Source organism: Pseudomonas sp. GD03858 (genome assembly GCF_029840925.1).
In the GTDB taxonomy this organism is placed as follows: domain Bacteria; phylum Pseudomonadota; class Gammaproteobacteria; order Pseudomonadales; family Pseudomonadaceae; genus Aquipseudomonas.
Genome location: NZ_JAOCDM010000015.1, coordinates 40961 through 64840, shown reverse-complemented (window position 1 = coordinate 64840; position 23880 = coordinate 40961). Strand labels below are relative to the sequence as shown.

Sequence of the window (23880 nt, the reverse complement as noted above, 5' to 3'; positions counted from 1 at the left end):
CGCGTCGCAGTTGACGGCGATCAAGCAAAGGCGTCCGATAGAAGGTCTTTGCGACCCTCGACAACAGGAGTGTGTGATGGCCAAGCGTATCCAGTTCAGCCAGCATGGCGGCCCGGAAGTCCTGCAACTGGTGGAGTTCGACCCGGCACCGCCCGGCCCGCAGCAGGTGCGGGTGCGCAACCATGCGATCGGGCTGAACTTCATCGACACCTATTTCCGTGGCGGGCTGTATGCGCCGCCTGCGCTGCCTTCCGGGCTGGGCACCGAAGCGGCCGGCGTGGTCGAGGCGGTGGGCGAGGGCGTCAGCCGGATCAAGGTCGGCGACCGCGTGGCCTATGCCGGTGGGCCGCTGGGAGCCTACAGCGAGGTGCATACGCTGCCGGAGGCCAACCTGGTGAAGCTGCCGGAGGCGATCAGCTTCGAACAGGCGGCGGCGGTGATGCTCAAGGGGCTGACCACGCAGTATTTGCTCAAGCAGACCTATCCCGTGCAACCGGGGGACTTCGTGCTGTTCCATGCCGCCGCCGGTGGTGTGGGGTCGCTGGCTTGCCAGTGGGCCAAGGCGCTGGGCGCGAAGCTGATCGGCACCGTGAGTTCTCCCGAGAAAGCCGAACGGGCCAAGGCCCTCGGCGCCTGGGCGACCATCGACTACAGCCATGAAGATGTGGCCAAGCGCGTGCTGGAGCTGACCGACGGTCAGAAGTGCGCGGTGGTGTATGACGGCGTGGGCGCCGATACCTGGCTGACCTCGCTGGATTGCCTCAGGCCGCGCGGTTTGATGGTGAGCTTCGGCAATGCCTCCGGCGCGGTAACCGGAGTCAACTTGGGGATCCTGTCGCAGAAGGGGTCGTTGTATGTCACCCGGCCGACGCTGGGGAGCTACGCCAACAATGCCGAGAATACCCAGGCCATGGCCGATGACCTGTTCGCGATGATCGCCAGTGGCAAGCTTGTGGTGGATATCCAGCAGCGGTATCCGTTGAGCGAGGCGGCCAAGGCGCAGGCGGAGTTGTCTGCGCGACGGACCGTTGGCTCGACTGTGCTTCTGCCTTGAGGCTCTGGGGCTGCTGCGCGCCCCTTTCGCGACACAAGGCCGCTCCTACAGAGGATCGCGGTCACCTGTAGGAGCGGCCTTGTGTCGCGAAAGGGGCGCGCAGCGGCCCCAGCGAGTCCAAGTCGAACGCAAATTCAAAACATTGCCCGCGATAGCGCCAACTAGTCAGCAGCGCCTTGGGCTACAGGCGCCGACTCGAGGCCATCGAGCATCGCCTCTACCAACCCCTCCGCCATTTCCAGCGAATGCAGGCTCGACCAATACATGCCACGCCCCTCGTCGCGCAGGTGATCGAGGGCCTTGATGCCAGTGTCGTAGGCGCAGCGCAGGTAGAGCGCGACGTGTACCAGGGCGTCGTGGGCTTCGATGTTGGGATTTACGGTGAAGAGCGGTGGGTGGCCGGCATCGCAGCGGCCAAAGGGGTGGGTTGTGGTATTTGGGAGTGGTGGATCGGGAACAAGCTTTCTAGTCATGGGAATTCGCTCCTTAAAAAACCACCGGCCCCGCTACCACGCGAATTGGGTGGCGACTGTACGCGAGGTGGTAGACCCGGGCGATTCCCAAACCAGGCAGGCTCGAAAGCCTCCCACGCACAGCCGCCATGGACTGACATGGGGAATCGAATACCCGGGCTACCACACCCGATCGCCAAGTTATTCGGCGACGGCTTGGAGCCTAGAGGCAAGCGTTCCCACTGAGAAGGTAATGGCAGTCGACAGACTGCGTAGGATATTTCTCTGAATTCAGAATGGGCAGCCATCTGGGTGCAAATCAGAAAAATCGGCGGGGAATTCTGGGGCCGCTTTGCGGCCCTTTCGCGACACAAGGCCGCTCCTACAAGGGATCGCGTACCCCTGTAGGAGCGGCCTTGTGTCGCGAAACGAGGGCAAAGCCCTCGCCAGCGGTATCAGCCCGGGCGCACAACCTCACCGGTCACGAGGTCGCGAATCAGGCTCGGGTTCTTCCGCCCACCCAACGCCCCACCCAGCACCATGTCCAGCTCGTTGTGGAAATACTGCTCCACCCGCAACCGGCTCTTGGCCGCCGGCCGCCCGGCCGGGTTGCAGGAGGTGGAGATCAACGGCCCGACCAGCGCGCACAACTCACGCACCTGTGGATGATCGCTGACCCGCAGCGCCACGGTGTCATGCTGCCCGGTTACCCACTCGGGCAGCAGGCCCTGGTGCGGCACCAGCCAGGTGTTCGGCCCGGGCCAGGTGGCGCTCATGCGGTCGATCCACTCCTCGGGGAAATCCTCGAACAGAAAGTCGAACTGGCGGATATTGTCGGCGATCAGGATCAGTCCTTTATCCACAGGCCGCGACTTGAGCGCCAGCAGGCGATACACCGCGTCCTCGTTCCACGGGTCGCAGCCCAGGCCCCAGACCGCTTCCGTCGGATAGGCGATCACCGCACCCGCCTTCACCTCACGCGCGGCTTGTTGCACACGCCAACTGCTCACCATTTTCCGTCTCTCCGCATAAACGCCGTGTGCGCAGTGTACTTAGCCGGCACGGGCAAACCAACGACCGGCTTCATTGCTCACCCGGCCTTCGAGCTCCAGCTCGGTGAGACTGGCGAGCACCTGGGCCAACGGCAGGCCGCTGCTATGGGCAAGGCCCTCGCTGGTCTGAGGCGCGGCGTGGAGCAGGGCGAGCAGTGGATGTCCAGGCTTGTCCACAACCGCAGGCGGCAGGTTCTGCCAGCCGCGCAGGCTATCGAGAATCTGCTCCACGCTTTCCACCAGCAGGGCGCCATCGCGGATCAACTGGTGACAGCCCTTCGCGCCGGGGTGGTGGATGGAGCCGGGAATCGCGTACACCTCCCGCCCCTGTTCGGCGGCAAGCCGTGCGGTGATCAACGAGCCGCTAGCCAGGCTGGCCTCGACCACCAGCACACCCAGCGACAAGCCGCTGATGATCCGGTTACGCCGTGGGAAGTTGCCGGCCAGTGGCCCGGCGTCCAGCGGATACTCGGAAACCAGCGCGCTGCCACTGTCGAGCATGGCCCGTGCCAGGTCACGGTGGCGCTGTGGATAAAGTTTTTGCAACCCCGTGCCGAGCACCCCGATGGTGTGTCCGCCGGTCTTCAAAGCGGCCCGATGAGCGGCACCGTCGACGCCCAGCGCCAGCCCGCTGGTGATGGTGAAACCGGCCTGGGACAGGCATCGGGAAAACGCGCCTGCGGTATCCAGCGCCGGGGGAGAAGCACGCCTGCTGCCCACGATCGCCAGTTGCGGTTGCTCGAGCAAATCGGGGTCGCCCGCAACGAACAACAGTGGCGGCGGGTCGTCTATCTCGGCCAGCAGCGCCGGGTAGCCAGGCTCGTCCCACATCAGTAAATGCTGGCCCGGATGCTCTAGCCAGCGCATTGCAGCCAATGCACCATCGCGCACTTGCGGGCTGCGCCGGGCGTCTGTACTGGCAGCCTTCAGCCCCAACGCCTGCCAGGCACTGGCCGGCGCGCTGAGTGCCGACGAGGCACTGCCGAACGCTTCGATGAGGGTATGGAAACGACGCAAGCCAATCTCTGGAAGGCTATGAAGACGCAGCCGCGCCTCCAGTTCCGCAGGCGGACAAGGCGACGAACGGGATGGGTTCATGGTGGATCGTCCTTGATCGACAGGGGGCCAGATACGTGGCACAACCTGTGGATAACTTTGTGAGTAACACTTTGAAAAGCTGTCCATGAAATGGCAGCTATCAAGCCCATAGAGACCCTAGCCAAGCTTCACAGGTGCCGAACGCCCCATTTCCCTTTATTATGTGTGCTCAGTTTTCAACCGACCGCACAGTGACTGCCTGACCGCCATGGCCATTTTGAACATTCTCGAATTCCCCGATCCGCGCCTGCGCACCATCGCCAAACCGGTGACGGAGTTCGACGACGCCTTGAGCCAGCTGATCGACGACATGTTCGAGACCATGTACGAGGCGCCCGGCATCGGCCTGGCCGCCACCCAAGTCAACGTGCACAAGCAGGTCGTGGTAATGGACCTGAGCGAAGACCGCAGCGAACCGCGCGTCTTCATCAACCCCTCGGTCGAAGAGCTGACCCACGACATGGGCCAGTACCAGGAAGGCTGCCTGTCGGTGCCCGGCTTCTACGAGAACGTCGATCGCCCGCTGCGCGTGCGGGTCAAGGCCCAGGACCGCGACGGCAAGCCCTACGAACTGGAATGCGAAGGCCTGCTGGCCGTGTGCGTGCAGCACGAGTTCGATCACCTCAACGGCAAGCTGTTCGTCGACTACCTGTCCCAGCTCAAACGCGACCGGATCAAGAAGAAGCTGGAAAAGCAGCACCGCCAGCAAGCCTGATCCCCACCTTCCAGAAGGCTTGCTCCGGCAAGCCTTTTTCTTTTTGAAGAAGCGAGAACTCCATGCGCATCGTCTTCGCAGGCACTCCAGAGTTTGCCGCCGAACACCTCAAGGCCCTGCTCGACAGCCCGTACGAGATCGTGGCCGTCTACACCCAGCCCGACCGCCCGGCCGGCCGTGGCCAGAAGCTCATGCCGAGCGCAGTAAAGGCACTGGCAGTGGCCCATGACATTCCGGTGTACCAGCCGCAGACCCTGCGCAACGCCGAGGCGCAAGCCGAGCTCGCCGCGCTTAAGCCGGACCTGATGGTGGTGGTCGCCTACGGCCTGATCCTGCCGCAAGTGGTGCTGGATATTCCGCGTTTGGGCTGCATCAACAGCCACGCCTCGCTGCTGCCGCGCTGGCGCGGTGCGGCGCCGATCCAGCGCGCCGTGGAAGCCGGCGACGCCGAGAGCGGCGTGACCGTGATGCGCATGGAAGCGGGCCTGGATACCGGCCCGATGCTGCTCAAGGTGGTCACCCCGATCAGCGCCGAGGACACCGGTGGCACCCTGCATGACCGCCTCGCCGAAATGGGCCCGCCTGCTGTAGTCCAGGCAATCGCCGGCTTGGCAGACGGTTCGCTGCAAGGTGAAGTGCAGGACGATGCCCTGGCCACTTATGCCCACAAGCTGAACAAGGACGAAGCCCGCATCGACTGGAGCCGCCCGGCCATCGAGCTGGAACGCCTGATCCGTGCCTTCAACCCGTGGCCGGTGTGCCACAGCACCCTCGACGGAGAAAGCGTGAAGGTGCTGGCCGCCAACTTGTCCACAGGCAAGGGCGCCCCCGGCGAAATCCTCTCCGCCAGCAAGGACGGCCTGGTCGTCGCCTGTGGAGATCAAGCCCTGAGCCTGACCCGCCTGCAACTGCCCGGCGGCAAGGCCCTGGCCTTCAGCGACCTGTTCAACAGCCGCCGCGAGAAGTTCGCCAGTGGCAAGGTGCTCGGCCAATGAACCCACGCCTGGCCGCCGCCCGTGCCCTTGCCGCCGTGCTCAGCGGCAAGGCCTCGCTGAACAGCTCGCTGCCGGCGCAACTGGACAAGGTCGAGGAGCGCGACCGCGGCCTGACCCAGGACCTGGCCTTCGGTACCGCCCGCTGGCAACCGCGCCTGGACCTGCTGGCCGCGCAACTGCTGCAGAAGCCGTTCAAGGCCGCCGACGCCGATGTGCAGGCGCTGCTGCTGGTCGGCCTGTACCAGCTGTTCTACACGCGCATCCCGGCCCACGCCGCCATCGGCGAGACCGTGGGTTGCGCCGACAAGCTCAAGAAGCCGTGGGCCAAGGGCCTGCTCAATGCCGTGCTGCGCCGCGCCCAGCGTGAAGGCGAGGAACTGCTCGCCGGCATGGAACGCGACCCGGTGGTGCGCACCGCCCACCCGCGCTGGCTGCAGAAGTCGCTGAAAGCCTTCTGGCCGGAGCAGTGGGAAGCCATCTGCGCCGCCAACAACGCCCACCCGCCGATGATCCTGCGGGTCAACCGCCGCCACCACAGCCGCGCGGCCTACCTGGCGCTGCTGGCCGAGGCCGGCATCCAGGCCAGCGCCTGCCAGTACAGCCGTGATGGCATCGTCCTGGCCGAGGCCTGCGACGTGCGCGGTCTGCCGGGCTTCGCCGACGGCGGGGTGAGCGTGCAGGACGAAGCCGCGCAGCTGTCCGCCGACCTGCTCGAACTGGCCCCCGGCCAGCGCGTGCTCGACGCCTGCTGCGCCCCGGGCGGCAAGACCTGCCACCTGCTGGAAGCAGAGCCTGGCCTGGCCCACATGGTCGCCATCGACCTGGAAGCCAAGCGCCTGGCCCGCGTGCGCGAGAACCTCGACCGCCTCAAGCTCGACGCCGAGCTGATCGCCTGCGACGCCCGTGACACCGCCAGTTGGTGGGACGGCAAGCCATTCCAGCGCATCCTGCTCGACGCGCCGTGCTCGGCCACCGGCGTGATCCGCCGCCATCCGGACATCAAACTGACCCGCCAGGCCGAGGACATCCCGGCCCTGGCCGCGCTGCAAGGCGAGCTGCTCGATGCCCTGTGGCCGACCCTGGAAGTTGGCGGCATGCTGCTCTACGCCACCTGCTCGAGCCTGCCGACCGAGAACACCGAAGTGATCGACGCCTTCCTCGCCCGCACCCCCGGCGCCCGCGAACTGGACCTGGCCACCGAGGCTGGCCTGCGCCAGCCCCATGGCCGCCAGCTGTTGGCCCAGGAAGGCGGTCACGATGGGTTCTATTACGCCAAACTGATCAAGATCGCCGCCTCGCGCGGGTAAGAACAAAAAGGGTAGGGAGTAGCGGATGAAGATCATCATCCTCGGCGCAGGCCAGGTAGGCGGTACGCTGGCAGAGCACCTGGCCAGCGAAGCCAACGACATCACCGTGGTCGACACCGACAGCGAGCGCCTGCGCGATCTCGGCGACCGTCTGGACATCCGCACCGTGCAGGGCCGCGCCTCGCTGCCGACGGTGCTGCGCCAGGCCGGCGCCGATGACGCCGACATGCTGGTGGCGGTGACCAACAGCGACGAAACCAACATGGTCGCCTGCCAGGTGGCCTATTCGCTGTTCCATACCCCGACCAAGATCGCCCGGGTGCGCGAGTCGGCCTACCTCACCCGCGAAGAGCTGTTCGACAACGACCATATCCCGGTGGATGTGCTGATCAGCCCCGAGCAGGTGGTGACCAACTACATCAAGCGCCTGATCGAACATCCGGGCTCGCTGCAGGTGATCGACTTCGCCGAGGGCAAGGCCCAGCTGGTGGCGGTCCGGGCCTACTACGGCGGCCCGTTGGTGGGCCAGCAACTGCGCCAGATCCGCGCGCACATGCCCAACGTCGATACCCGCGTGGCGGCGATCTTCCGTCGCGACCGGCCGATCACGCCCCAGGGCGACACGGTGATCGAGGCCGACGACGAGGTGTTCTTCATCGCCGCGAAGAAGGACATCCGCGCGGTGATGGGCGAGCTGCGGCGCATCGACGAGACCAACAAGCGCGTGGTCATCGCCGGCGGCGGGCAGATCGGCGAACGTCTGGCCGAGGCCATCGAGAGCCGCTACCAGGTGAAGATCATCGAAATGAACCCGGCCCGTTGCCGCCAGCTCTCCGACACCCTGGAAAGCACCGTGGTACTGCAGGGCAGCGCCTCGGACAAGGACCTGATGCTCGAGGAGAACATCGCTGACGCCGATATCTTCCTGGCCCTGACCAACGACGACGAGGCCAACATCATGTCGTCGCTGCTGGCCAAGCGCCTGGGCGCGCGCAAGGTGATGACCATCATCAACAACCCGGCCTACGTCGACCTGGTGCAAGGCGGTGATATCGATATCGCCATTAGCCCGCAGCTGGCCACCATCGGCACCCTGCTGGCCCACGTGCGTCGGGGCGATATCGTCAGCGTGCACTCGCTGCGCCGCGGCGCCGCCGAGGCCATCGAGGCGGTGGCCCATGGCGATTCGAAGTCGAGCAAGGTAGTGGGCAAGGCCATCGAGGACATTTCGTTGCCGCCGGGCACCACCATCGGCGCGATCATTCGCGACGAAGAGGTGCTGATCGCCCACGACGACACGGTGATCGAGTCGGGCGACCATGTGATCCTGTTCGTTGTGGATAAAAAGCATATTCGGGACGTGGAGAAGCTGTTCCACGTGGGCCTGAGTTTCTTCTAGAAGAGAAAGCCAACCCTGTGGGAGCGGGTTCACCCGCGAATACGATTGTCGATTCACCGACGCATTCGCGGGTGAACCCGCTCCCACAGGCGCCCGCAACATCATGGATTCGGGAGAGAAACCTATGCGCGAATCGCTGGAGAAGATGCTGGCCAAGGGTGTGGATAACCCGCTGCTGAGGTTCGGGCTGGGCAAGGCCTGGCTGGACGAGGGCAACGGGGCTGAAGCGGCGGTGCACCTGGCGGCCTGTGTGAGGCAGGATCCTAAGTACTCGGCGGCGTGGAAGCTGTTGGGGAAGGCGTATCAGTTGAGCGGGGATCTGGACGGAGCGCGCAAGGCCTGGGAAGAGGGGATCGTCGCGGCGCAGGCCCATGGCGACAAGCAGGCCGAGAAAGAGATGACCGTTTTTCTCAAGAAGCTGAACAAGGCTTGAGATCGCCGGGGCTGCTTTGCAGCCCATCGCGACACAAGGCCGCTCCTACAGGGGATTGCGGTCACCTGTAGGAGCGGCCTTGTGTCGCGAAAGGGGCGCAAAGCGCCCCCAGCAATCTCAATACCAGCGCGCTTCGCCCGCCGGACGCTTCTTGAAGCGCTTCATGCTCCACATGTACTGGCTCGGGTACTCGCGCACATAACGCTCGACCACCTTGCTCATGGCCGCCGCCGATTCAGTTACATCGGTGCTGTACATCGCTTCCGGCGCCGCCTCCAGGAACACCTTGAAGCCCGAGCCATCCGGCAGCCGCAGGGCATGCAGGAACACCCCGACCGCCTTGCCGCCGGCCAGCATGTTCGGCACGAACTTGCTGGTCAGCGCCTGGGTCCCGAGGAACGGCACGAACACGCCCGCCGACTCCGCTGGCTCCGGATCGGCCGGAATCCCCACCTGACCACCCCGACGCACTTCCTTGATCACGCTGAGAATGCCTTCCTTGGTCGAAGGCGCCACGCGGTTGCCCATCTGCACGCGCTGCTCGCGCAGCAGGTCATCCACCGCCTTCAGCTTGGGCGGGCGGTAGAAGATGATCGGTTTGCACTGGTTGCAATAGAAGTGGTTGAGCACTTCCCAGTTGCCCAGGTGGCTGGTGATGCCGACCACGCCCTTGCCCGAGGCCAGGGCCTGCTCCAGCACTTCCAGGCCATGCACTTCCTTGACCAGATCGAGCGAGCGCTGCGGCGGCCAGATCCAGGCACAGGCGCTCTCGACGAACGACTTGCCGATGTCCTTCAATGCGCGGCCAACCAGCTGCTCGCGCTCGACCGGGTCCATCTCCGGGAAACACTTGGCCAGGTTGATGCGCACGACATTGCGCGAGCCATTGGGGATTTTCCACATCAGCCAGCCGATACCGGCGCCGACACGCTGCACAGCGCCCCAGGGCAGCTTGGCAAACAGGCGCAGCACCCCGACCATCAGGGCGCCCTTGAACTTTTCCACAGGCCAATTCCTTATTTCAGCAAGGCGCGCATTGTACCCCGTCAGCGCACCAGCGCGGCGTAGCGATCGCAGTCGGTGGTGTGATCCATGACCATGCCGGTGGCCTGCATGAAGGCGTAACAGATGGTCGGCCCGACAAAGGTGAAACCGGCCTTCTGCAGGGCCTTGCTCATGGCCTTGGCCTCGTCGGTGACCGCCGGCACGTCGCCGCGCCCCTGGAAATGGTTGATCTTCGGCTCACCGCCGACGAACGACCACAGCCACTCGGCGGGGTTATCCACAGCCAGCCAGGCCAGGGCATTGCGGCGCACGGCCTTGAGCTTGAGGCGGTTGCGGATGATGCCAGGGTCCAGCATCAGCTCCTCGATGCGCTCGTCGCTCAGGCGTGCCAGTTTCACCGGATCGAAACCGTCCAGCACCTGGCGATAGCGCTCGCGTTTCTTCAATACCGTGATCCACGACAGCCCCGCCTGGAACCCTTCGAGCAAAAGCATCTCGAAGAGCAACGCCGGATCGCGCTGCGGCGTTCCCCACTCATGGTCGTGATAGGCCTGGTACAACGGATCGTCGGAACACCAAAAGCAGCGTGGCATAAGGCTCCAATAACGTAGAGGGCGAGGCGAATCGGGTTATACTCCCGCTCTTTACATCCGCATCCCCAGATACAGGTGAATTTCGTGAGCCAGCCTACGCCAGCCGTGCGTACCTTCCAAGACCTGATCCTCGCCCTGCAGAACTACTGGGCCGAGCAAGGTTGTGTGGTGCTTCAGCCCTACGATATGGAAGTAGGCGCCGGCACTTTCCACACCGCTACCTTCCTGCGCGCCGTCGGCCCGGAGACCTGGAACGCCGCCTACGTGCAGCCCAGCCGTCGCCCTGCCGACGGGCGGTATGGCGAAAACCCCAACCGCCTGCAGCACTACTACCAGTTCCAGGTGGTGCTCAAGCCGAACCCGGCCAACTTCCAGGAGCTGTATCTCGGCTCGCTGAAAGCCATCGGCCTGGACCCGCTGGTTCACGACATCCGCTTCGTCGAAGACAACTGGGAATCGCCGACCCTCGGCGCCTGGGGCCTGGGTTGGGAAATCTGGCTGAACGGCATGGAAGTGACCCAGTTCACCTACTTCCAGCAAGTCGGCGGCATCGAGTGCTACCCGGTCACCGGTGAAATCACCTACGGCCTGGAGCGCCTGGCCATGTACCTGCAGGGCGTGGACTCGGTCTACGACCTGGTGTGGGCCGACGGTCCGTTCGGCAAGGTCACCTACGGCGACGTGTTCCACCAGAACGAAGTGGAGCAGTCGACCTACAACTTCGAGCACGCCAACGTCGAGAAGCTGTTCGAGCTGTTCGACTTCTACGAAAGCGAAGCGAACCGCCTGATCAAGCTGGACCTGCCGCTGCCGACCTACGAAATGGTCCTGAAGGCCTCGCACACCTTCAACCTGCTGGACGCCCGCCGCGCCATCTCGGTGACCGAGCGCCAGCGCTACATCCTGCGTGTGCGTACCCTGGCCCGGGACGTGGCGCAAAGCTATCTGCAAGCCCGCGCACGCCTGGGCTTCCCGATGGCCTCTCCTGAACTGCGTGATGAAGTGTTGGCTAAGCTGGAGGCTGCACAATGAGTGCTCAAGATTTCCTGGTTGAACTGGGCACCGAAGAGCTGCCACCGAAGGCCCTCGCCACCCTGGGCGACGCCTTCCTCGCTGGCATCGAGAAAGGCCTGCAGGCCGCCGGCCTGAACTACACCGGCAAGCAGGTCTACGCCGCGCCGCGCCGCCTGGCCGTGCTGATCCGCCAGCTGGACGTGCAGCAGCCGGACCGCAGCATCAACATCGACGGCCCGCCCGTGCAGGCCGCGTTCAACGCCGAAGGCCAGCCGACCCAGGCCGCCCTGGGCTTCGCCAAGAAGTGCGGCGTGGAGCTGTCGGACATCGACCAGAGCGGCCCCAAGCTGCGCTTCTCCCAGCACATTCCGGGCAAGGCCACCGCCAGCCTGCTGCCGACCATCGTCGAGGATTCGCTCAACGACCTGCCGATCCCCAAGCGCATGCACTGGGGCGCCAGCCGTGAAGAGTTCGTGCGCCCGACCCAGTGGCTGGTGATGCTGCTGGGCGACCAGGTGGTCGACTGCACCATCCTGGCCCAGAAGGCCGGCCGTGAATCCCGTGGCCACCGCTTCCACCACCCGGAAAACGTGCTCATCACCACCCCGGCCAACTACGTCGAGGACCTGCGCAAGGCCCACGTGCTGGCCGACTTCGCCGAGCGTCGCGAGCTGATCAGCAAGCGCACCGCGGAGCTGGCCATGCAGCAGGAAGGCACGGCCATCGTGCCGCCGGCGCTGCTGGACGAAGTGACCGCCCTGGTCGAGTGGCCGGTGCCGCTGGTGTGCTCGTTCGAGGAGCGTTTCCTCGAGGTGCCGCAGGAAGCCCTGATCACCACCATGCAGGACAACCAGAAGTACTTCTGCCTGCTGGACAGCGAAGGCAAGCTGCTGCCGCGCTTCATCACCGTGGCCAACGTCGAGAGCCGCGATCCGAAGCAGATCGTCGAAGGCAACGAGAAGGTCGTGCGCCCGCGCCTGACCGACGCCGAGTTCTTCTTCAAGCAGGACAAGAAGCAGCCGCTGGAAAGCTTCAACGAGCGCCTGAAGAACGTGGTGTTCCAGGCTCAGCTGGGCACCGTGTTCGACAAGGCCGAGCGCGTTTCCAAGCTCGCCGCCTTCATTGCTCCGTACATCGGCGGCAGCGCCGCCAACGCCGGCCGTGCCGGCCTGCTGTCCAAGTGCGACCTGGCCTCGGAAATGGTCGGCGAATTCCCTGAAATGCAGGGCATCGCCGGCTACTACTACGCGCTCAACGACGGCGAGCCGGAAGACGTCGCCCTGGCGCTGAACGAGCAGTACATGCCGCGCGGCGCTGGCGCCGAGCTGCCGCAGACCCTCACCGGTGCCGCCGTGGCCATCGCCGACAAGCTCGACACCCTGGTCGGCATCTTCGGCATCGGCATGCTGCCCACCGGCAGCAAGGACCCGTACGCCCTGCGTCGTGCCGCCCTGGGCGTGCTGCGCATCCTGATCGAGAAGCAGCTGGACCTGGACCTGGCCGTCGCGGTCGAGTTCGCGGTCAAGCAGTTCGGTGCCAAGGTCAAGGCCGCCGGCCTGTCCGAGCAGGTGTTGGAGTTCGTCTTCGACCGTCTGCGCGCACGCTACGAGGACGAAGGCATCGACGTCTCCACCTACCTGTCGGTGCGTGCCCTGAAGCCGGGCTCGGCGCTGGACTTCGACCAGCGCGTTCAGGCCGTGCAGGCCTTCCGCAAGCTGCCCGAAGCCGAAGCCCTGGCCGCGGCGAACAAGCGCGTGTCGAACCTGCTGGGCAAGGCCGAAGGCGCCATCGCCGAGCAGGTCGAGCCGAAGTACTTCGACAACGCCAACGAGTTCTCCCTGTACTCGGCCATCCAGCAGGCCGACCAGGCCGTGCAACCGATGGCCGCCGCGCGTCAGTACAGCGAGGCCCTGGCTCGCCTGGCCGCCCTGCGTGACCCGGTCGACGCCTTCTTCGAGGCGGTGATGGTCAACGCCGAGGACGCCAAGGTGCGCGCCAACCGTTATGCCCTGCTCAGCCGCCTGCGCGGACTGTTCCTGGGCGTGGCCGATATCTCGCTGCTGGGGTGAGTCGTTGAAACTGCTGATTCTTGATCGAGACGGAGTGATCAACCACGACTCCGACGCCTACATCAAGTCGCTGGAGGAGTGGGTCCCCATTCCCGGCTCGATCGAGGCCATCGCGCAGTTGAGCAAGGCGGGCTGGACGGTGGCGGTTGCCACCAACCAGTCCGGCATTGCCCGCGGCTACTACCCGCTGGAGACCCTCGAGGCCATGCATGCGCGCCTGCGTGCGCTGGTGGCCGAGCAGGGCGGCGAAGTCGGCCTGATCGTGCATTGCCCGCACGGCCCGGATGAAGGCTGCGACTGCCGCAAGCCCAAACCCGGCATGCTGCGGACCATTGCCGAGCATTACCAGGTGCCACTGACCGGTGTATGGTTCGTCGGCGACAGCAAAGGTGACCTGGAGGCGGCCCTGGCCGTCGATGCACAACCCGTGTTGGTAAAAACCGGCAAGGGCGAGAGGACCCTGGAAAAGGGTGTCCCGGAAAAAACGCTGATTTTCGACGATCTGGCAGCCATCGCCAGAGAAATTATTTAAATGAGTGCGCCAGGACTGGCGCACTTTTCATTAGGCGGGCACGCCCGCAACGGTACATGCCACTATGTCGATCCTGCAGGCGATCAGAATCTTTCTTTTTTACCTGCTGTTGGGCACCAGTTCGCTGCTGTGGTGCTCGCTGAGCTTTTTCGTCGCGCCTTTCCTGCCGTTTCCCAAGCGCTACAGGTTCATCAACGTGTACTGGTGCCGCTGCGCACTGTTCCTGGTGCGGACGATCCTGCGGATCGACTACAAGGTCACCGGCGCCGAGAACGTGCCTGACGTACCTTGCGTGATCCTGTCCAACCACCAGAGCACCTGGGAGACGTTCTTCCTGTCGGCGTACTTCTCGCCGCTGAGCCAGGTGCTCAAGCGCGAGCTGCTGTACGTGCCGTTCTTCGGCTGGGCCATGGCCATGCTGCGGCCTATCGCCATCGACCGGAAAAACCCGAAGGAGGCCCTGCGCCAGGTTGCCAGCCAGGGCGACGAGCTGCTCAAGCAGGGCACCTGGGTGTTGATCTTCCCCGAAGGCACTCGCGTGCCGCATGGGCAGATGGGCAAGTTCTCCCGCGGCGGTACCGCGCTGGCGGTGAACGCCGGCTTGCCGGTACTGCCGATCGCCCACAACGCCGGCAAGTTCTGGCCGCGCGAAGGTTGGGGCAAACGCCCGGGCACCATCGAGGTGGTGATTGGCGAGCCGATGTATCCGGAGGGGACTGGCCCGCGTGCCATCGCCGAGCTCAACGACCGTGCCCAGGCATGGAACGAGGCAGCCCAACGTGCCATGGGTTCGCTGCCGCCAGCGGCGGAAAAACCCGAGCAACAGTCTGCCTGACGATCTGTGGATAACTTGTTAGCAATTTTTGGATTAAGCGACTTAAAACATAGCTAAGTGATTGAATTAGCTATTTATTTCCATGTATGACGTTTTTTCGAAAATCGTGCATAAGTTTTTTCCCGCGATAAAAAAACCGGCTTTTACGCCGGTTTTTTTGTGGGCTGAAATCGCTGCAGGCTTCTTCGCGGGTAAATCGCATCGGCGCACCGCCGCTCCCACAGGGTATTGCGCGAGCCCGCGAAGGCCCCAGCGAAAATCTCAGACCTTGTCGATATCCACATCCCGGGTCTCTTTCAGGCAGAAGATCCCCACCACCAGGCTCACCCCGGTGATCAGTACCGGGTACCACAGCCCATAGAAGATATCCCCGGTGTACACCACCAACGCGAACGACACCGTCGGCAGGAAGCCGCCGAACCAGCCGTTGCCGATATGGTAGGGCAGGGACATCGAGGTATAGCGGATGCGAGTCGGGAACAGCTCGACCATCACCGCCGCCAGCGGCCCGTAGGTCATGGTGGCGATCAGGATCATGGCAACGATCAGCACCACCACCATCACCTGGTTCACATGCGCCGGGTCCGCCTTGGCTGGATAGCCGGCAGCCTCGATGGCGCTGCGCATGGCCACTTCGTCGAAGCCGTTGATGACCTTGTCGCCAATGCTCACGCTGACATCGCTGCCGCTGGCGCTCACCGAGCTGTACGGCAGGCCTTGCTTGACCAGGAAGGTCTTGACCTTGTCGCAGGGGCTGTCGAAGCGCGCCTTGCCCACCGGGTCGAACTGGAAGGTGCAGCCCTTGGGGTCGGCGCTGACGACGATCGGAGCCTGACGGCTGGCGGCGTCGATCTGCGGGTTGGCGTAGTGGCTCAGGGCCTTGAACATCGGGAAGTAGCACACGGTGGCCAGCAACAGCCCGATCATCAGGATCGGCTTGCGCCCGACCCGGTCCGACAGCCAGCCGAAGAAGACGAAGAACGGCGCACCGATCACCACGCTGATGATCAGCAGGGTGTTGGCTTGGGCCGGATCCATCTTGAGCATCTGGGTCATGAAGAACAGCACGTAGAACTGCGCGGTGTAGAAAGTCACCGCTTGGCCTGCGTTGATGCTGAACAGCGCCGTGAGCACCACCTTGAGGTTGGGCCAGGAGGTGAACGACTCGCGAATCGGCGATTTGCTGATCTTGCCCTGAGCCTTCATTTTCACGAAGGCCGGCGACTCGTGCATGCTCATGCGGATCCAGGTGGAGATCGCCAGCAGCACGATCGACAGCAGGAACGGCAGGCGCCAGCCCCAGGTCTCGAACTGGTCGCCGCTGATGTAGCGGCTGGCCAGGACCACGATCAGCGACAACAGCAGGCCAAGGGTCGCGGTGGACTGGATGAAGCCGGTATGGAAACCACGCTTGCCGGGCGGCGCGTGTTCGGCGACATAGGTCGCCGCGCCACCGTATTCACCGCCCAGCGCCAGGCCCTGGAGCATGCGCAGCACCACCAGGATGATCGGCGCGGCGATGCCGATGCTGGCGTAGGTCGGCAGCAGGCCCACGGCGAAAGTCGACAGGCCCATCAGCACGATGGTCACCAGGAAGGTGTACTTGCGCCCGATCATGTCGCCCAGCCGACCGAACACCAGCGCGCCGAACGGGCGCACCAGGAAGCCGGCGGCGAAGGCCATCAAGGCGAAGATGAAGGCGGTGGTGTCGTTGACACCAGCGAAGAACTGCTTGCTGATGACCGCGGCCAGCGCGCCATAGAGAAAAAAGTCATACCACTCGAACACCGTCCCGAGGGATGACGCGAAAATGATCTTGCGCTCTTCACGACGGCTTGGGCTGCTCGTCGCCGCCCCCTGTTCCTGGATGTAATCCGACATCGTTGCTGTCCTCGGCCCTCGGGCCACAGTGATTATTCTTGTTGTTCCACTGCCGGCGACTTGCGAACACAAGCCACCGCTGTTGCAAACACCCGGGTCAGGGCGTCGGTATCGCGCTGGCGTCGCTGAGGTTGGTCTGGGTATTGGCCCCCTTGAGGATCAGTTGTGCCGCCTTTTCGGCAATCATCAACGTGGGTGAACAGGTATTGCCGGAGACGATCTGCGGCATGATCGAGGCGTCGGCCACGCGCAGGCCAGGAATGCCATGCACGCGCAGCTGGTTATCCACGACGTCCAGCGCGCCGCTGCCCATGCGGCAGGTGCCCACCGGGTGGAAGATGGTGGTGCCGATCTGGCCGGCGGCCTGGTGCAGGTCGTCCTCGCTCTGCAGCGCGGGGCCTGGCAAATACTCACGAGGATCGAAGGCCGCCAGGGCAGGGGCCTGGACGATGCGCCGGGTAAGACGGATGGCATCGGCGGCAACGCGCAGGTCCTCGGGGTCGCTCAGGTAGTTGGGGTCGATCACCGGCGCGGCATTCATGTCCGCCGAGCGGATATCGATGCGTCCACGGCTCGCCGGGCGCAGGTTGCACACCGAGGCGGTGAAGGCCGGAAAGCGATGCAGCGGTTCGCCGAAGCGGTCCAGCGACAACGGCTGCACGTGGTATTGCAGGTTGGCCGTTGCCTGCTCGGGGCTTGAACGGGCGAAGGCGCCCAACTGACTAGGCGCCATGGCCAACGGGCCGCTGCGGTCATAGGCATAGCGCAAGCCCATGCCCAGCTTGCCCCACAGGCTGTTGGCCATCTGGTTGAGGGTGCGGGTGTTGCGGACCTGATAGATCAGGCGCAGTTGCAGGTGGTCCTGCAGGTTGCCGCCGACCCCCGGCATCTCATGGCGAACCCCGATACCCAAGCCTTCGAGCAGCTTGCGCGGGCCGATGCCGGAGCGTTGCAGAATGCCGGGCGAGCCCACGGAGCCCGCGCACAGGATGATCTCGCGGCGAGCGGCGAACTCGTGCCAGGCGCCTTGCCACAAGGCCTTCACCGCCCGGGCGCGGGTGTTGTCGAGCAGCACCTGGTCGACCTGCACGCCCGTCAACACTGTCAGGTTGGGGCGCTTGAGAATGGGCCTGAGAAACGCCTTGGCCGAGTTCCAGCGCACACCACTGCGCTGGTTAACCTGAAAGTATCCACAGCCGGCGTTGTCGCCCGCGTTGAAGTCGTCGACCTTGGCTATACCGCTCTGCTCGGCGGCGTCACGGAAGGCATCGAGGATCGGCCAGCTGTAGCGCTGCTGCTCGACCCGCCATTCCCCCTCGGCGCCGTGGCTGTCGCTGGCGCCGGCGAAGTGGTTCTCGCTGGCCTTGAACAAGGGCAGCACATCCTTCCACGCCCAGCCGTCGTTGCCTTGCTCGGCCCAGCGGTCATAGTCGGCGGCCTGGCCACGCATGTAGATCATGCCGTTGATCGACGAGCAGCCCCCCAGCACCTTGCCCCGTGGATAACCCAGGCTGCGACCGTTCAGGCCGGGCTGGGCCTCGGTCTTGAGGCACCAGTCGGTGCGCGGATTGCCGATGCAGTAGAGGTAACCGACGGGGATGTGAATCCAGGGATAGTTGTCGCGGCCACCCGCCTCGAGCAGCAATACACGGCACGAAGGGTCGGCGGACAAGCGGTTGGCCAGCAGGCAACCGGCGGGACCGGCGCCCACGACCACGTAGTCGTAGACAGAATCGGCTGATGGCATGTGCAACCTCGCGCCTGATTATTATTCTTGTCCCGGTCCATCTTATTGATTAATTTCGCTGAGGAAACACGAGATTTCGCGCAGCCGTTGTGCGTTTTAGCACAGCGTCATACCTGAGCAGGCCCATTCGCGGGTAAACCCGCTCCCACAGGTTCACTGCCGATCCTGAGTTTGGCATTGACCCTGTGGGAGCGGGTTTACCCGCGAATGGGCCAACGCGAACAGCCAAAAGGATCAGCATGTTCGACTGGAACGATCTGCGGTTTTTCCTCGAGTTGCAGCGCAGCGGCCGCCTGCTTACCGCCGCCAAGCGCCTCAACACCACCCACAGCACCGTGGCCCGGCACATCGAGAGCATCGAAAAGCACCTGGGCACCGCGCTGTTCGTCCAGCACGCCCAGGGCTACGAACTCACGCCTTCCGGCCAGGCCCTGCTCAAGCACGCCGAAGCCATGGAGAACGTCGCCCTGCTGGCGCAGGAAGAAATCACCCAGGCCATCACGCCATTGGGCAAGATCCGCCTGGGGGTGACCGAAGGCATCGGCATCATGTTCTTCACCCCGCGCATGAAAGCGCTGTTCCAGCGCTACCCGGGGCTCGAAGTGGAACTGGTGGCGGTGCCGCGGTTCGTCAGCATCCTCAACCGTGAAGCCGAGATCAGCATCCACCTGGAACGCCCCAACGCCGACCTGCTGATCACCCGCAAGCTCACCGACTACCGCCTGGCCCTGTACGCCAGCCAGGAGTACCTGGACCGCGCACCGCCGCTGCACAGCCGCGAGGACCTGGCCCGGCACAGCTGGATCGGCTATGTCGACGACCTGCTGTTCAGCCAGGAGCTGCTGTTCCTCAACAGCTTCTGCCGGGCACCCAACGTGGTATTCCGCAGCACCAGCGTGATCGCCCAGCAGCATGCCGCGCAAGCCGGGCTGGGCATCGCCGTGCTGCCCAACTACATGGCCCGCCACGATCCGAAGCTGGTGCGCGTGCTGCCCAGCGAGACCATCCAGCGCAGCTACTGGATCTGCACCCGCCGCGAGCTGCATAAGTCGGTACGCCTGCGGGTGGTGTGGGACTATCTGCTGGCGCTGTGCGCCGCCGAGCAGGACGAGTTGCTAGCCGAGTAGCGCCTTGCCGGCCAGCAGCAGTGCGGCGCCACAACCCACCACGGCGAACAGCTGCTGCAGGCGCGGGCCGGCCAGCTTGCTCGCCAATGGCCGCGCCAGCAGCAGGCCCAGCACCGCCCCCACGGCGAACGGCGCCCCGACCCACCAGTGCATTACACCCGCCACGCTGGCGCTGACCACGCTGCCGGTGGACACCAGGGCGATCACCGCCAGCGAGGTGGCGACGATGCTTTTCATGTTCAGGTTGGTATAGCGGTTCAGCGCCGGGATGATCACGAATCCACCACCGACGCCCAACAGGCCTGACAGCAATCCCGACAGCATCCCGGTGAACGCCAGTGCCCGGGCGCAGGGCAGGGTCCAGCGCAAACGCCCCTGCAGCGGGTTGAGCACGCAGGGCATGATCTCCCGCTCGCCACAGGGCGACTCGCCACGCAGTTCACGCGCCGCCTTGCGCCAGATCCGCAGGCAGGCGTACACCAGCACCCCGGCGAACACCAAGGCCAACGGCGTGTTGGGCAAACGGTGAGCGAGCATCAGGCCGAACGGCGCGCAGGCAATCCCGATCGCCGCGATGAACAAAGCTGCCCGGTAGCGCACCAGGCCCTGGCGCAAGCCAAGCACCGCGCCGACCGCAGCCGCGAGCCCCACGGCCAGCAGGCCGATCGGCGCTGCCTCGACCATGCTCAGCCCCAGGCCGAACACCAGCAACGGCACTGCCAGGATGCCACCGCCGGCGCCGGTCAGGGCCAGCACCGCGCCAATGATCGCGCCGAGCCCGGCGCCCAGCAGTTGCTGTTCGATCACTGCTGAGCCTCGACCACCAGAGGTTGCGGCCGGGCCAGCCATTCGCGGCCCTTGAGCATGGCCTTCCAGTACAGCGGCGGCAGGATCCGCGCCTTGAGCAACCAGGCCAGGCGGGTTGGCTTGGGGCCGTCGAGCAGCCAGCGCGGGAAGCTCGGCGCCACCTTGCCGCCATAGGTGAACTCGGCCAGGACGATCTTGCCGCGCTCGACCGTCAACGGGCAGGAGCCGTAGCCATCGTACTGGGCCAGGGTCGCCAGGCGACCGAGTGCCACCAGCACATTGTTGGCCACCACCGGCGCCTGCTTGCGGGCGGCGGCGGCGGTCTTGGCGTTGCTGGTATTGGCCACGTCACCCAGCGCATGAACATTGCCGAACTGGCGGTGACGCAGTGTGTGGGGATCGACATCCACCCAGCCCGACGCGTCGGCCAGCGGGCTCTGGCGGATGAAGTCAGGCGCCACCTGGGGCGGCACCACATGCAACATGTCGAAGGTCTCGACCCGAGTCTCGGTGCTGCCGTCGGCGAGGGTACGGACGAACGTGGCACGCTTGTTCGGACCATCCACCGCCGTCAGGCGATGCTGGTAGTTCAGGTCCACGCCGTACTTGTCGATGTAGCTCATCAGCGCCGGCACATAGTCCGGCACACCGAACAGCACTGCCCCGGCATTGAAGAAGCTGGCCCTGACATTGCCCAGGTGCCCGTTGCGCAACCAGTGATCACAGGACAGGTACAGCGCCTTCTGCGGCGCCCCGGCGCATTTGATCGGCATCGGCGGCTGGGTGAAGAGGGCACGCCCCTGCTTGAGATTCTGCACCAGTTGCCAGGTGTAGGGCGCCAGGTCGTAGCGGTAGTTGGAGGTGACACCGTTGCGCCCGAGCGTCTCGCTCAAGCCCTCGATAGCGTTCCAATCGAGTTTCAATCCCGGGCAGACCACCAGCTGTTCATAGCTGACCGCGCGCCCGTCCTCGAGCCTCACCAGTTGCCCCTGAGGGTCGAAGCCCTCCACCCGCGCCTTGATCCAGCGCACGCCACGGGGCAGGGTGGCCGCCATGGTCTGGGCGGTGCTCGGCGCCTTGAACACACCGGCACCGACCATGGTCCAGCCGGGCTGGTAGTAGTGCACGTCGGCGGGGTCGATCAGGGCAATGTCCAGCGACGGATCACGGGCAATCAAGCTGGAGGCAGTGGCGATGCCAGCGGCACCGGCGCCGACGATCACCACCTTGTGGTGGTCGGCACGGGAGGAATCGGCAGGGGACAGCAAGGCAGGCATGGCGGTATTCCTTGGAAATCTCGTTATGGGTACGGCGTGGCTTACAGCTTGTTCAGCGGGATCTTCAGGTAGCTCACACCGTTCGCTTCAGGTTCGGGGAATTGTCCGCTGCGCATGTTGATCTGCACCGACGGCAGGATCAGCACGGGCATGTCGAGGGTCTTGTCACGGGCTTCGCGCATCTGCACGAAGCTGTCTTCGCTGACCCCTTCATGGATATGGATGTTGTAGGCACGTTGCTCGGCCACGGTGGTGACATAACGCAGTTCACGGCCACCGGGCAGGTAGTCGTGGCACATGAACAGCCGGGTCTGATCGGGGAAGGCGAGCAGGCGACGGATCGACTGGTACAGGGTTCTCGCGCTGGCGCCCGGGAAGTCGCAACGGGCGGTGCCATAGTCGGGAGTGAACAAGGTGTCGCCGACGAACACAGCGATCTCGCCCGCGTCCTCGATCATGTAGCTCATGCACGCCGGGGTATGCCCAGGGGTGTGCAGGGCACGGGCGTGCAGGTTGCCGATGCGAAATCCCTCTTCATCTTCGAACAGCACGTCGAACTGGCTGCCGTCGCGGGCAAAACCCGGCTCGGCGTTGAACAGGGTGCCGAAGACTTTCTGCACCTGGGTGATCTGCGCACCGATCGCGATGCTGCCGCCAAGCCGCTCCTTGAGATAGGCCGCCGCGGAAAGATGGTCAGCGTGCACATGGGTATCCAGGATCCATTGCACCTTGGCGTCCAGCGCTTCGACACGGGCGATCAACTTGTCCGCCGAATCGCTGCAGGTGCGCCCGGACTTCGGGTCATAGTCCAGCACGCTGTCGATCAGCGCACATTGGCGCGTCTCGCCATCCATGACCAGGTAGCTGATGGTCCAGGTCGCCTTGTCGAAGAATGCTTCGACGTGAAGGTTGTTGCCGATGATCATTGCACTCTCCAGTTATCCACCGAGCCTCCTTGAAGGCATAGGCAGTGAAGGGGGCTTTATCAAGATGCATGCCAGCCTTTCAGATAGCACGCCATCCCTTGCAGGAGCGGCCTCGTGCCGCGATGGACTGCGCAGCAGCCCCATTGCTGCCAAGCAAAGGTGACAGTTCCTGGCAGTCGACTGTCAGCCAATGGCAGTGTTTGGCAGTCCTTGCTACCCTCGCCAGGTCCTTCATCTGGTGCTGTCATGCTAGCCGCTTCCCATCCCGCGATCCTCGCGCTGGTGTCCTACCTCGAACACGATGTGCTGCCCAGCATCGTGCTGGACACCGACTACAACATCCTGGCTGCCAACGCGGCGTACCGTCGCCAGTTCGGCAACGAGGAGCACGCGCCTATCGGCGAAAAGTGCCATCGGGTCTCGCACCACTATGCCGTGCCTTGCGACCAGGCCGGGGAACATTGCCCGCTGCGCAAGTCGCTGGACAGCAAGGTGCCCGAGCGCGTGCTGCACATCCATCACACTCCGCGAGGGCCGGAACATGTGGATGTGGAGCTGCGCCCGATCCTCGATGACGAGGGCAGGGTGGTAGCCTTCGTCGAACGCCTGACCAGCATCACCCTGGCATCGGCACAGCCTCAACAGCAGGGGTTGGTTGGCCGGGCGCCAGCCTTCAAGACTGCGTTGGCCAGTCTGCAGCGAGCGGCCCCCGCACAGATCCCGGTATTGCTCCAGGGTGAATCCGGTACCGGCAAGGAGCTGTTCGCCCGCGCCCTGCACCTGGGCAGCCCCCGAGCCAATGGTCCCCTGGTGGTGGTGGACTGCACCGGGCTGACCGAGTCGCTGTTCGAGAGTGAACTGTTCGGCTATGAGAAAGGTGCCTTCACCGGCGCGACTCAACGCAAGATCGGCCTGGCCGAAGCCGCTCACGGTGGCACCCTGTTCCTCGATGAGATCGGTGAGGTACCGCTGGCCATGCAGGTGAAACTGCTGCGCCTGATCGAGTCCGGTAGCTTCCGCCCGGTCGGCAGCACACGCACGGTCCATTCGGACTTTCGCCTGGTCTCGGCCACGCACAAGCCATTGAAAGAGATGGCCGCCGAAGGGACGTTCCGCGAAGACCTGTATTACCGCATCAGCGGGTTCCCGATTCGCCTGCCGTCACTACGTGAGCGAGTCGAGGATTTACCGTTGCTCTGTGAGAGCCTGCTGCAACGCATGGCCGGCAAGCACGCGCCCAAGGTTACCGCCGAAGCACTCGAGTGCCTCAACCTGCATACCTTCCCAGGCAACATTCGCGAACTCAGGAACATCCTGGAGCGCGCGCGATTGTTTGCTGATGATGGGCTGATCCGTCCCGAGCATCTTCCGGAAGATATCTACCCGACTATAAGGCAGCCAGGTGTTCGGGGACGTAAGAACGAAATGGCCGATCTGGCCCACGCCTTGGAAACCTTCAGCGGTTCCCGAAGTGAATTGGCCGATCACCTCGGGATGAGCGAACGCACGTTGTACCGCCGACTTAAAACATTGGGAATTTCGTAGTTCCACGTGGAACATTC

At 64.4% G+C, this 23880-nt stretch carries 22 protein-coding genes; 12 read left to right on the top strand and 10 right to left on the bottom strand.

The window, feature by feature from the left end; all coding sequences use genetic code 11:
- Window positions 1-76: 76 nt before the first annotated feature.
- Window positions 77-1054 (top strand): NADPH:quinone reductase, encoded by a 978-nt coding sequence (locus N5D48_RS06810; RefSeq protein ID WP_279882487.1) that lies wholly within the window; start codon window positions 77-79, stop codon window positions 1052-1054.
- A gap of 161 nt (window positions 1055-1215) precedes the next feature.
- Here N5D48_RS06810 and N5D48_RS06805 read toward each other — a convergent pair whose 3' ends face one another.
- The 3 genes from N5D48_RS06805 to dprA all read right to left on the bottom strand — a co-directional run bounded on the left by N5D48_RS06805 (window position 1216) and on the right by dprA (window position 3656).
- Window positions 1216-1527 carry a hypothetical protein gene (locus tag N5D48_RS06805; protein WP_279882485.1) on the bottom strand — a complete coding sequence of 104 codons (312 nt, stop codon included), beginning with the start codon at window positions 1525-1527 and terminating at the stop codon, window positions 1216-1218.
- A 434-nt stretch (window positions 1528-1961) separates the two neighbouring features.
- Complete coding sequence (locus tag N5D48_RS06800; RefSeq protein WP_279882483.1) at window positions 1962-2519, bottom strand: Sua5/YciO/YrdC/YwlC family protein; 558 nt, start codon at window positions 2517-2519, stop codon at window positions 1962-1964.
- A 39-nt stretch (window positions 2520-2558) separates the two neighbouring features.
- Entirely contained in the window at window positions 2559-3656 is a 1098-nt protein-coding gene (dprA, locus tag N5D48_RS06795) for a DNA-processing protein DprA (protein WP_279882481.1), read from the bottom strand.
- A gap of 208 nt (window positions 3657-3864) precedes the next feature.
- On the opposite strand from dprA, the gene def reads away from it, so the two are divergent.
- The 5 genes from def (at window position 3865) to N5D48_RS06770 (ending at window position 8505) form a co-directional block, all read left to right on the top strand.
- The gene (gene def / locus N5D48_RS06790) at window positions 3865-4371 is read left to right on the top strand and encodes a peptide deformylase (RefSeq protein ID WP_279882479.1); all 507 of its coding nucleotides are present in this window, start codon (window positions 3865-3867) and stop codon (window positions 4369-4371) included.
- A gap of 62 nt (window positions 4372-4433) precedes the next feature.
- Window positions 4434-5366, top strand: coding sequence for a methionyl-tRNA formyltransferase (fmt, locus tag N5D48_RS06785; protein ID WP_279882477.1), 933 nt, complete (start codon window positions 4434-4436; stop codon window positions 5364-5366).
- The gene (rsmB, locus tag N5D48_RS06780; protein ID WP_279882475.1) at window positions 5363-6673 is read left to right on the top strand and encodes a 16S rRNA (cytosine(967)-C(5))-methyltransferase RsmB; all 1311 of its coding nucleotides are present in this window, start codon (window positions 5363-5365) and stop codon (window positions 6671-6673) included. Before fmt ends, rsmB begins: the two co-directional genes overlap by 4 nt.
- Before the next feature lie 25 nt (window positions 6674-6698).
- Entirely contained in the window at window positions 6699-8072 is a 1374-nt protein-coding gene (trkA, locus tag N5D48_RS06775; protein WP_279882473.1) for a Trk system potassium transporter TrkA, read from the top strand.
- Between the two features lie 124 nt (window positions 8073-8196).
- Window positions 8197-8505, top strand: coding sequence for a tetratricopeptide repeat protein (locus N5D48_RS06770; RefSeq protein WP_096049045.1), 309 nt, complete (start codon window positions 8197-8199; stop codon window positions 8503-8505).
- A gap of 117 nt (window positions 8506-8622) precedes the next feature.
- Here the strand turns inward: N5D48_RS06770 and N5D48_RS06765 are convergent, their stop codons facing one another.
- Window positions 8623-9510 carry a lysophospholipid acyltransferase gene (locus N5D48_RS06765; RefSeq protein ID WP_279882470.1) on the bottom strand — a complete coding sequence of 296 codons (888 nt, stop codon included), beginning with the start codon at window positions 9508-9510 and terminating at the stop codon, window positions 8623-8625.
- Between the two features lie 41 nt (window positions 9511-9551).
- Window positions 9552-10103, bottom strand: a complete 552-nt coding sequence (locus tag N5D48_RS06760; protein ID WP_279882468.1) for a DNA-3-methyladenine glycosylase I — start codon at window positions 10101-10103, stop codon at window positions 9552-9554.
- Window positions 10104-10187: 84 nt separating this feature from the next.
- Here N5D48_RS06760 and glyQ point away from each other — a divergent pair, with 84 nt between their 5' ends.
- The 4 genes from glyQ (at window position 10188) to N5D48_RS06740 (ending at window position 14553) form a co-directional block, all read left to right on the top strand.
- Entirely contained in the window at window positions 10188-11135 is a 948-nt protein-coding gene (gene glyQ, locus N5D48_RS06755; protein ID WP_011531473.1) for a glycine--tRNA ligase subunit alpha, read from the top strand.
- Complete coding sequence (glyS, locus tag N5D48_RS06750) at window positions 11132-13186, top strand: glycine--tRNA ligase subunit beta (RefSeq protein WP_279882466.1); 2055 nt, start codon at window positions 11132-11134, stop codon at window positions 13184-13186. Before glyQ ends, glyS begins: the two co-directional genes overlap by 4 nt.
- Window positions 13187-13190: 4 nt before the next feature.
- Entirely contained in the window at window positions 13191-13718 is a 528-nt protein-coding gene (gene gmhB / locus N5D48_RS06745; RefSeq protein ID WP_279882464.1) for a D-glycero-beta-D-manno-heptose 1,7-bisphosphate 7-phosphatase, read from the top strand.
- A 64-nt stretch (window positions 13719-13782) separates the two neighbouring features.
- Window positions 13783-14553, top strand: a complete 771-nt coding sequence (locus N5D48_RS06740) for a lysophospholipid acyltransferase family protein (RefSeq protein WP_279882462.1) — start codon at window positions 13783-13785, stop codon at window positions 14551-14553.
- A gap of 261 nt (window positions 14554-14814) precedes the next feature.
- Here the strand turns inward: N5D48_RS06740 and N5D48_RS06735 are convergent, their stop codons facing one another.
- Complete coding sequence (locus tag N5D48_RS06735; protein ID WP_279882460.1) at window positions 14815-16434, bottom strand: MFS transporter; 1620 nt, start codon at window positions 16432-16434, stop codon at window positions 14815-14817.
- A 97-nt stretch (window positions 16435-16531) separates the two neighbouring features.
- The gene (locus N5D48_RS06730; protein ID WP_279882458.1) at window positions 16532-18181 is read right to left on the bottom strand and encodes a GMC family oxidoreductase N-terminal domain-containing protein; all 1650 of its coding nucleotides are present in this window, start codon (window positions 18179-18181) and stop codon (window positions 16532-16534) included.
- Between the two features lie 239 nt (window positions 18182-18420).
- Between N5D48_RS06730 and N5D48_RS06725 the strand changes: the two genes are divergently transcribed.
- Window positions 18421-19308, top strand: a complete 888-nt coding sequence (locus N5D48_RS06725) for a LysR family transcriptional regulator (RefSeq protein ID WP_279882456.1) — start codon at window positions 18421-18423, stop codon at window positions 19306-19308.
- On the opposite strand, the gene N5D48_RS06720 is transcribed toward N5D48_RS06725, so the two are convergent.
- The 3 genes from N5D48_RS06720 to N5D48_RS06710 are packed head-to-tail and all read right to left on the bottom strand — an operon-like array spanning window position 19297 to window position 22318.
- Window positions 19297-20115 (bottom strand): sulfite exporter TauE/SafE family protein, encoded by an 819-nt coding sequence (locus tag N5D48_RS06720; RefSeq protein ID WP_279882454.1) that lies wholly within the window; start codon window positions 20113-20115, stop codon window positions 19297-19299. The genes N5D48_RS06725 and N5D48_RS06720 overlap by 12 nt on opposite strands.
- The gene (locus N5D48_RS06715; RefSeq protein ID WP_279882452.1) at window positions 20112-21392 is read right to left on the bottom strand and encodes an FAD/NAD(P)-binding oxidoreductase; all 1281 of its coding nucleotides are present in this window, start codon (window positions 21390-21392) and stop codon (window positions 20112-20114) included. The genes N5D48_RS06720 and N5D48_RS06715 overlap by 4 nt, the downstream gene beginning before the upstream one ends.
- Window positions 21393-21433: 41 nt before the next feature.
- Entirely contained in the window at window positions 21434-22318 is an 885-nt protein-coding gene (locus N5D48_RS06710) for an MBL fold metallo-hydrolase (RefSeq protein WP_279882450.1), read from the bottom strand.
- Window positions 22319-22564: 246 nt separating this feature from the next.
- Here N5D48_RS06710 and N5D48_RS06705 point away from each other — a divergent pair, with 246 nt between their 5' ends.
- Entirely contained in the window at window positions 22565-23863 is a 1299-nt protein-coding gene (locus N5D48_RS06705) for a sigma 54-interacting transcriptional regulator (protein WP_279882448.1), read from the top strand.
- Window positions 23864-23880: the final 17 nt, after the last annotated feature.

Excerpts from the sequence above, each read along its gene's own strand:
- N5D48_RS06710 (WP_279882450.1), bottom strand. The coding sequence starts at position 22,318 with ATGATCATCGGCAACAACCTTCACGTCGAAGCATTCTTCGACAAGGCG.
- N5D48_RS06725 (WP_279882456.1), top strand. The coding sequence starts at position 18,421 with ATGTTCGACTGGAACGATCTGCGGTTTTTCCTCGAGTTGCAGCGCAGC.
- def (WP_279882479.1), top strand. The coding sequence starts at position 3,865 with ATGGCCATTTTGAACATTCTCGAATTCCCCGATCCGCGCCTGCGCACC.
- N5D48_RS06800 (WP_279882483.1), bottom strand. The coding sequence starts at position 2,519 with ATGGTGAGCAGTTGGCGTGTGCAACAAGCCGCGCGTGAGGTGAAGGCG.
- rsmB (WP_279882475.1), top strand. The coding sequence starts at position 5,363 with ATGAACCCACGCCTGGCCGCCGCCCGTGCCCTTGCCGCCGTGCTCAGC.
- N5D48_RS06715 (WP_279882452.1), bottom strand. The coding sequence starts at position 21,392 with ATGCCTGCCTTGCTGTCCCCTGCCGATTCCTCCCGTGCCGACCACCAC.
- trkA (WP_279882473.1), top strand. The coding sequence starts at position 6,699 with ATGAAGATCATCATCCTCGGCGCAGGCCAGGTAGGCGGTACGCTGGCA.
- N5D48_RS06805 (WP_279882485.1), bottom strand. The coding sequence starts at position 1,527 with ATGACTAGAAAGCTTGTTCCCGATCCACCACTCCCAAATACCACAACC.
- N5D48_RS06760 (WP_279882468.1), bottom strand. The coding sequence starts at position 10,103 with ATGCCACGCTGCTTTTGGTGTTCCGACGATCCGTTGTACCAGGCCTAT.
- N5D48_RS06740 (WP_279882462.1), top strand. The coding sequence starts at position 13,783 with ATGTCGATCCTGCAGGCGATCAGAATCTTTCTTTTTTACCTGCTGTTG.
- N5D48_RS06770 (WP_096049045.1), top strand. The coding sequence starts at position 8,197 with ATGCGCGAATCGCTGGAGAAGATGCTGGCCAAGGGTGTGGATAACCCG.
- N5D48_RS06705 (WP_279882448.1), top strand. The coding sequence starts at position 22,565 with ATGCTAGCCGCTTCCCATCCCGCGATCCTCGCGCTGGTGTCCTACCTC.
- fmt (WP_279882477.1), top strand. The coding sequence starts at position 4,434 with ATGCGCATCGTCTTCGCAGGCACTCCAGAGTTTGCCGCCGAACACCTC.
- glyS (WP_279882466.1), top strand. The coding sequence starts at position 11,132 with ATGAGTGCTCAAGATTTCCTGGTTGAACTGGGCACCGAAGAGCTGCCA.
- N5D48_RS06735 (WP_279882460.1), bottom strand. The coding sequence starts at position 16,434 with ATGTCGGATTACATCCAGGAACAGGGGGCGGCGACGAGCAGCCCAAGC.
- N5D48_RS06730 (WP_279882458.1), bottom strand. The coding sequence starts at position 18,181 with ATGCCATCAGCCGATTCTGTCTACGACTACGTGGTCGTGGGCGCCGGT.
- dprA (WP_279882481.1), bottom strand. The coding sequence starts at position 3,656 with ATGAACCCATCCCGTTCGTCGCCTTGTCCGCCTGCGGAACTGGAGGCG.
- N5D48_RS06810 (WP_279882487.1), top strand. The coding sequence starts at position 77 with ATGGCCAAGCGTATCCAGTTCAGCCAGCATGGCGGCCCGGAAGTCCTG.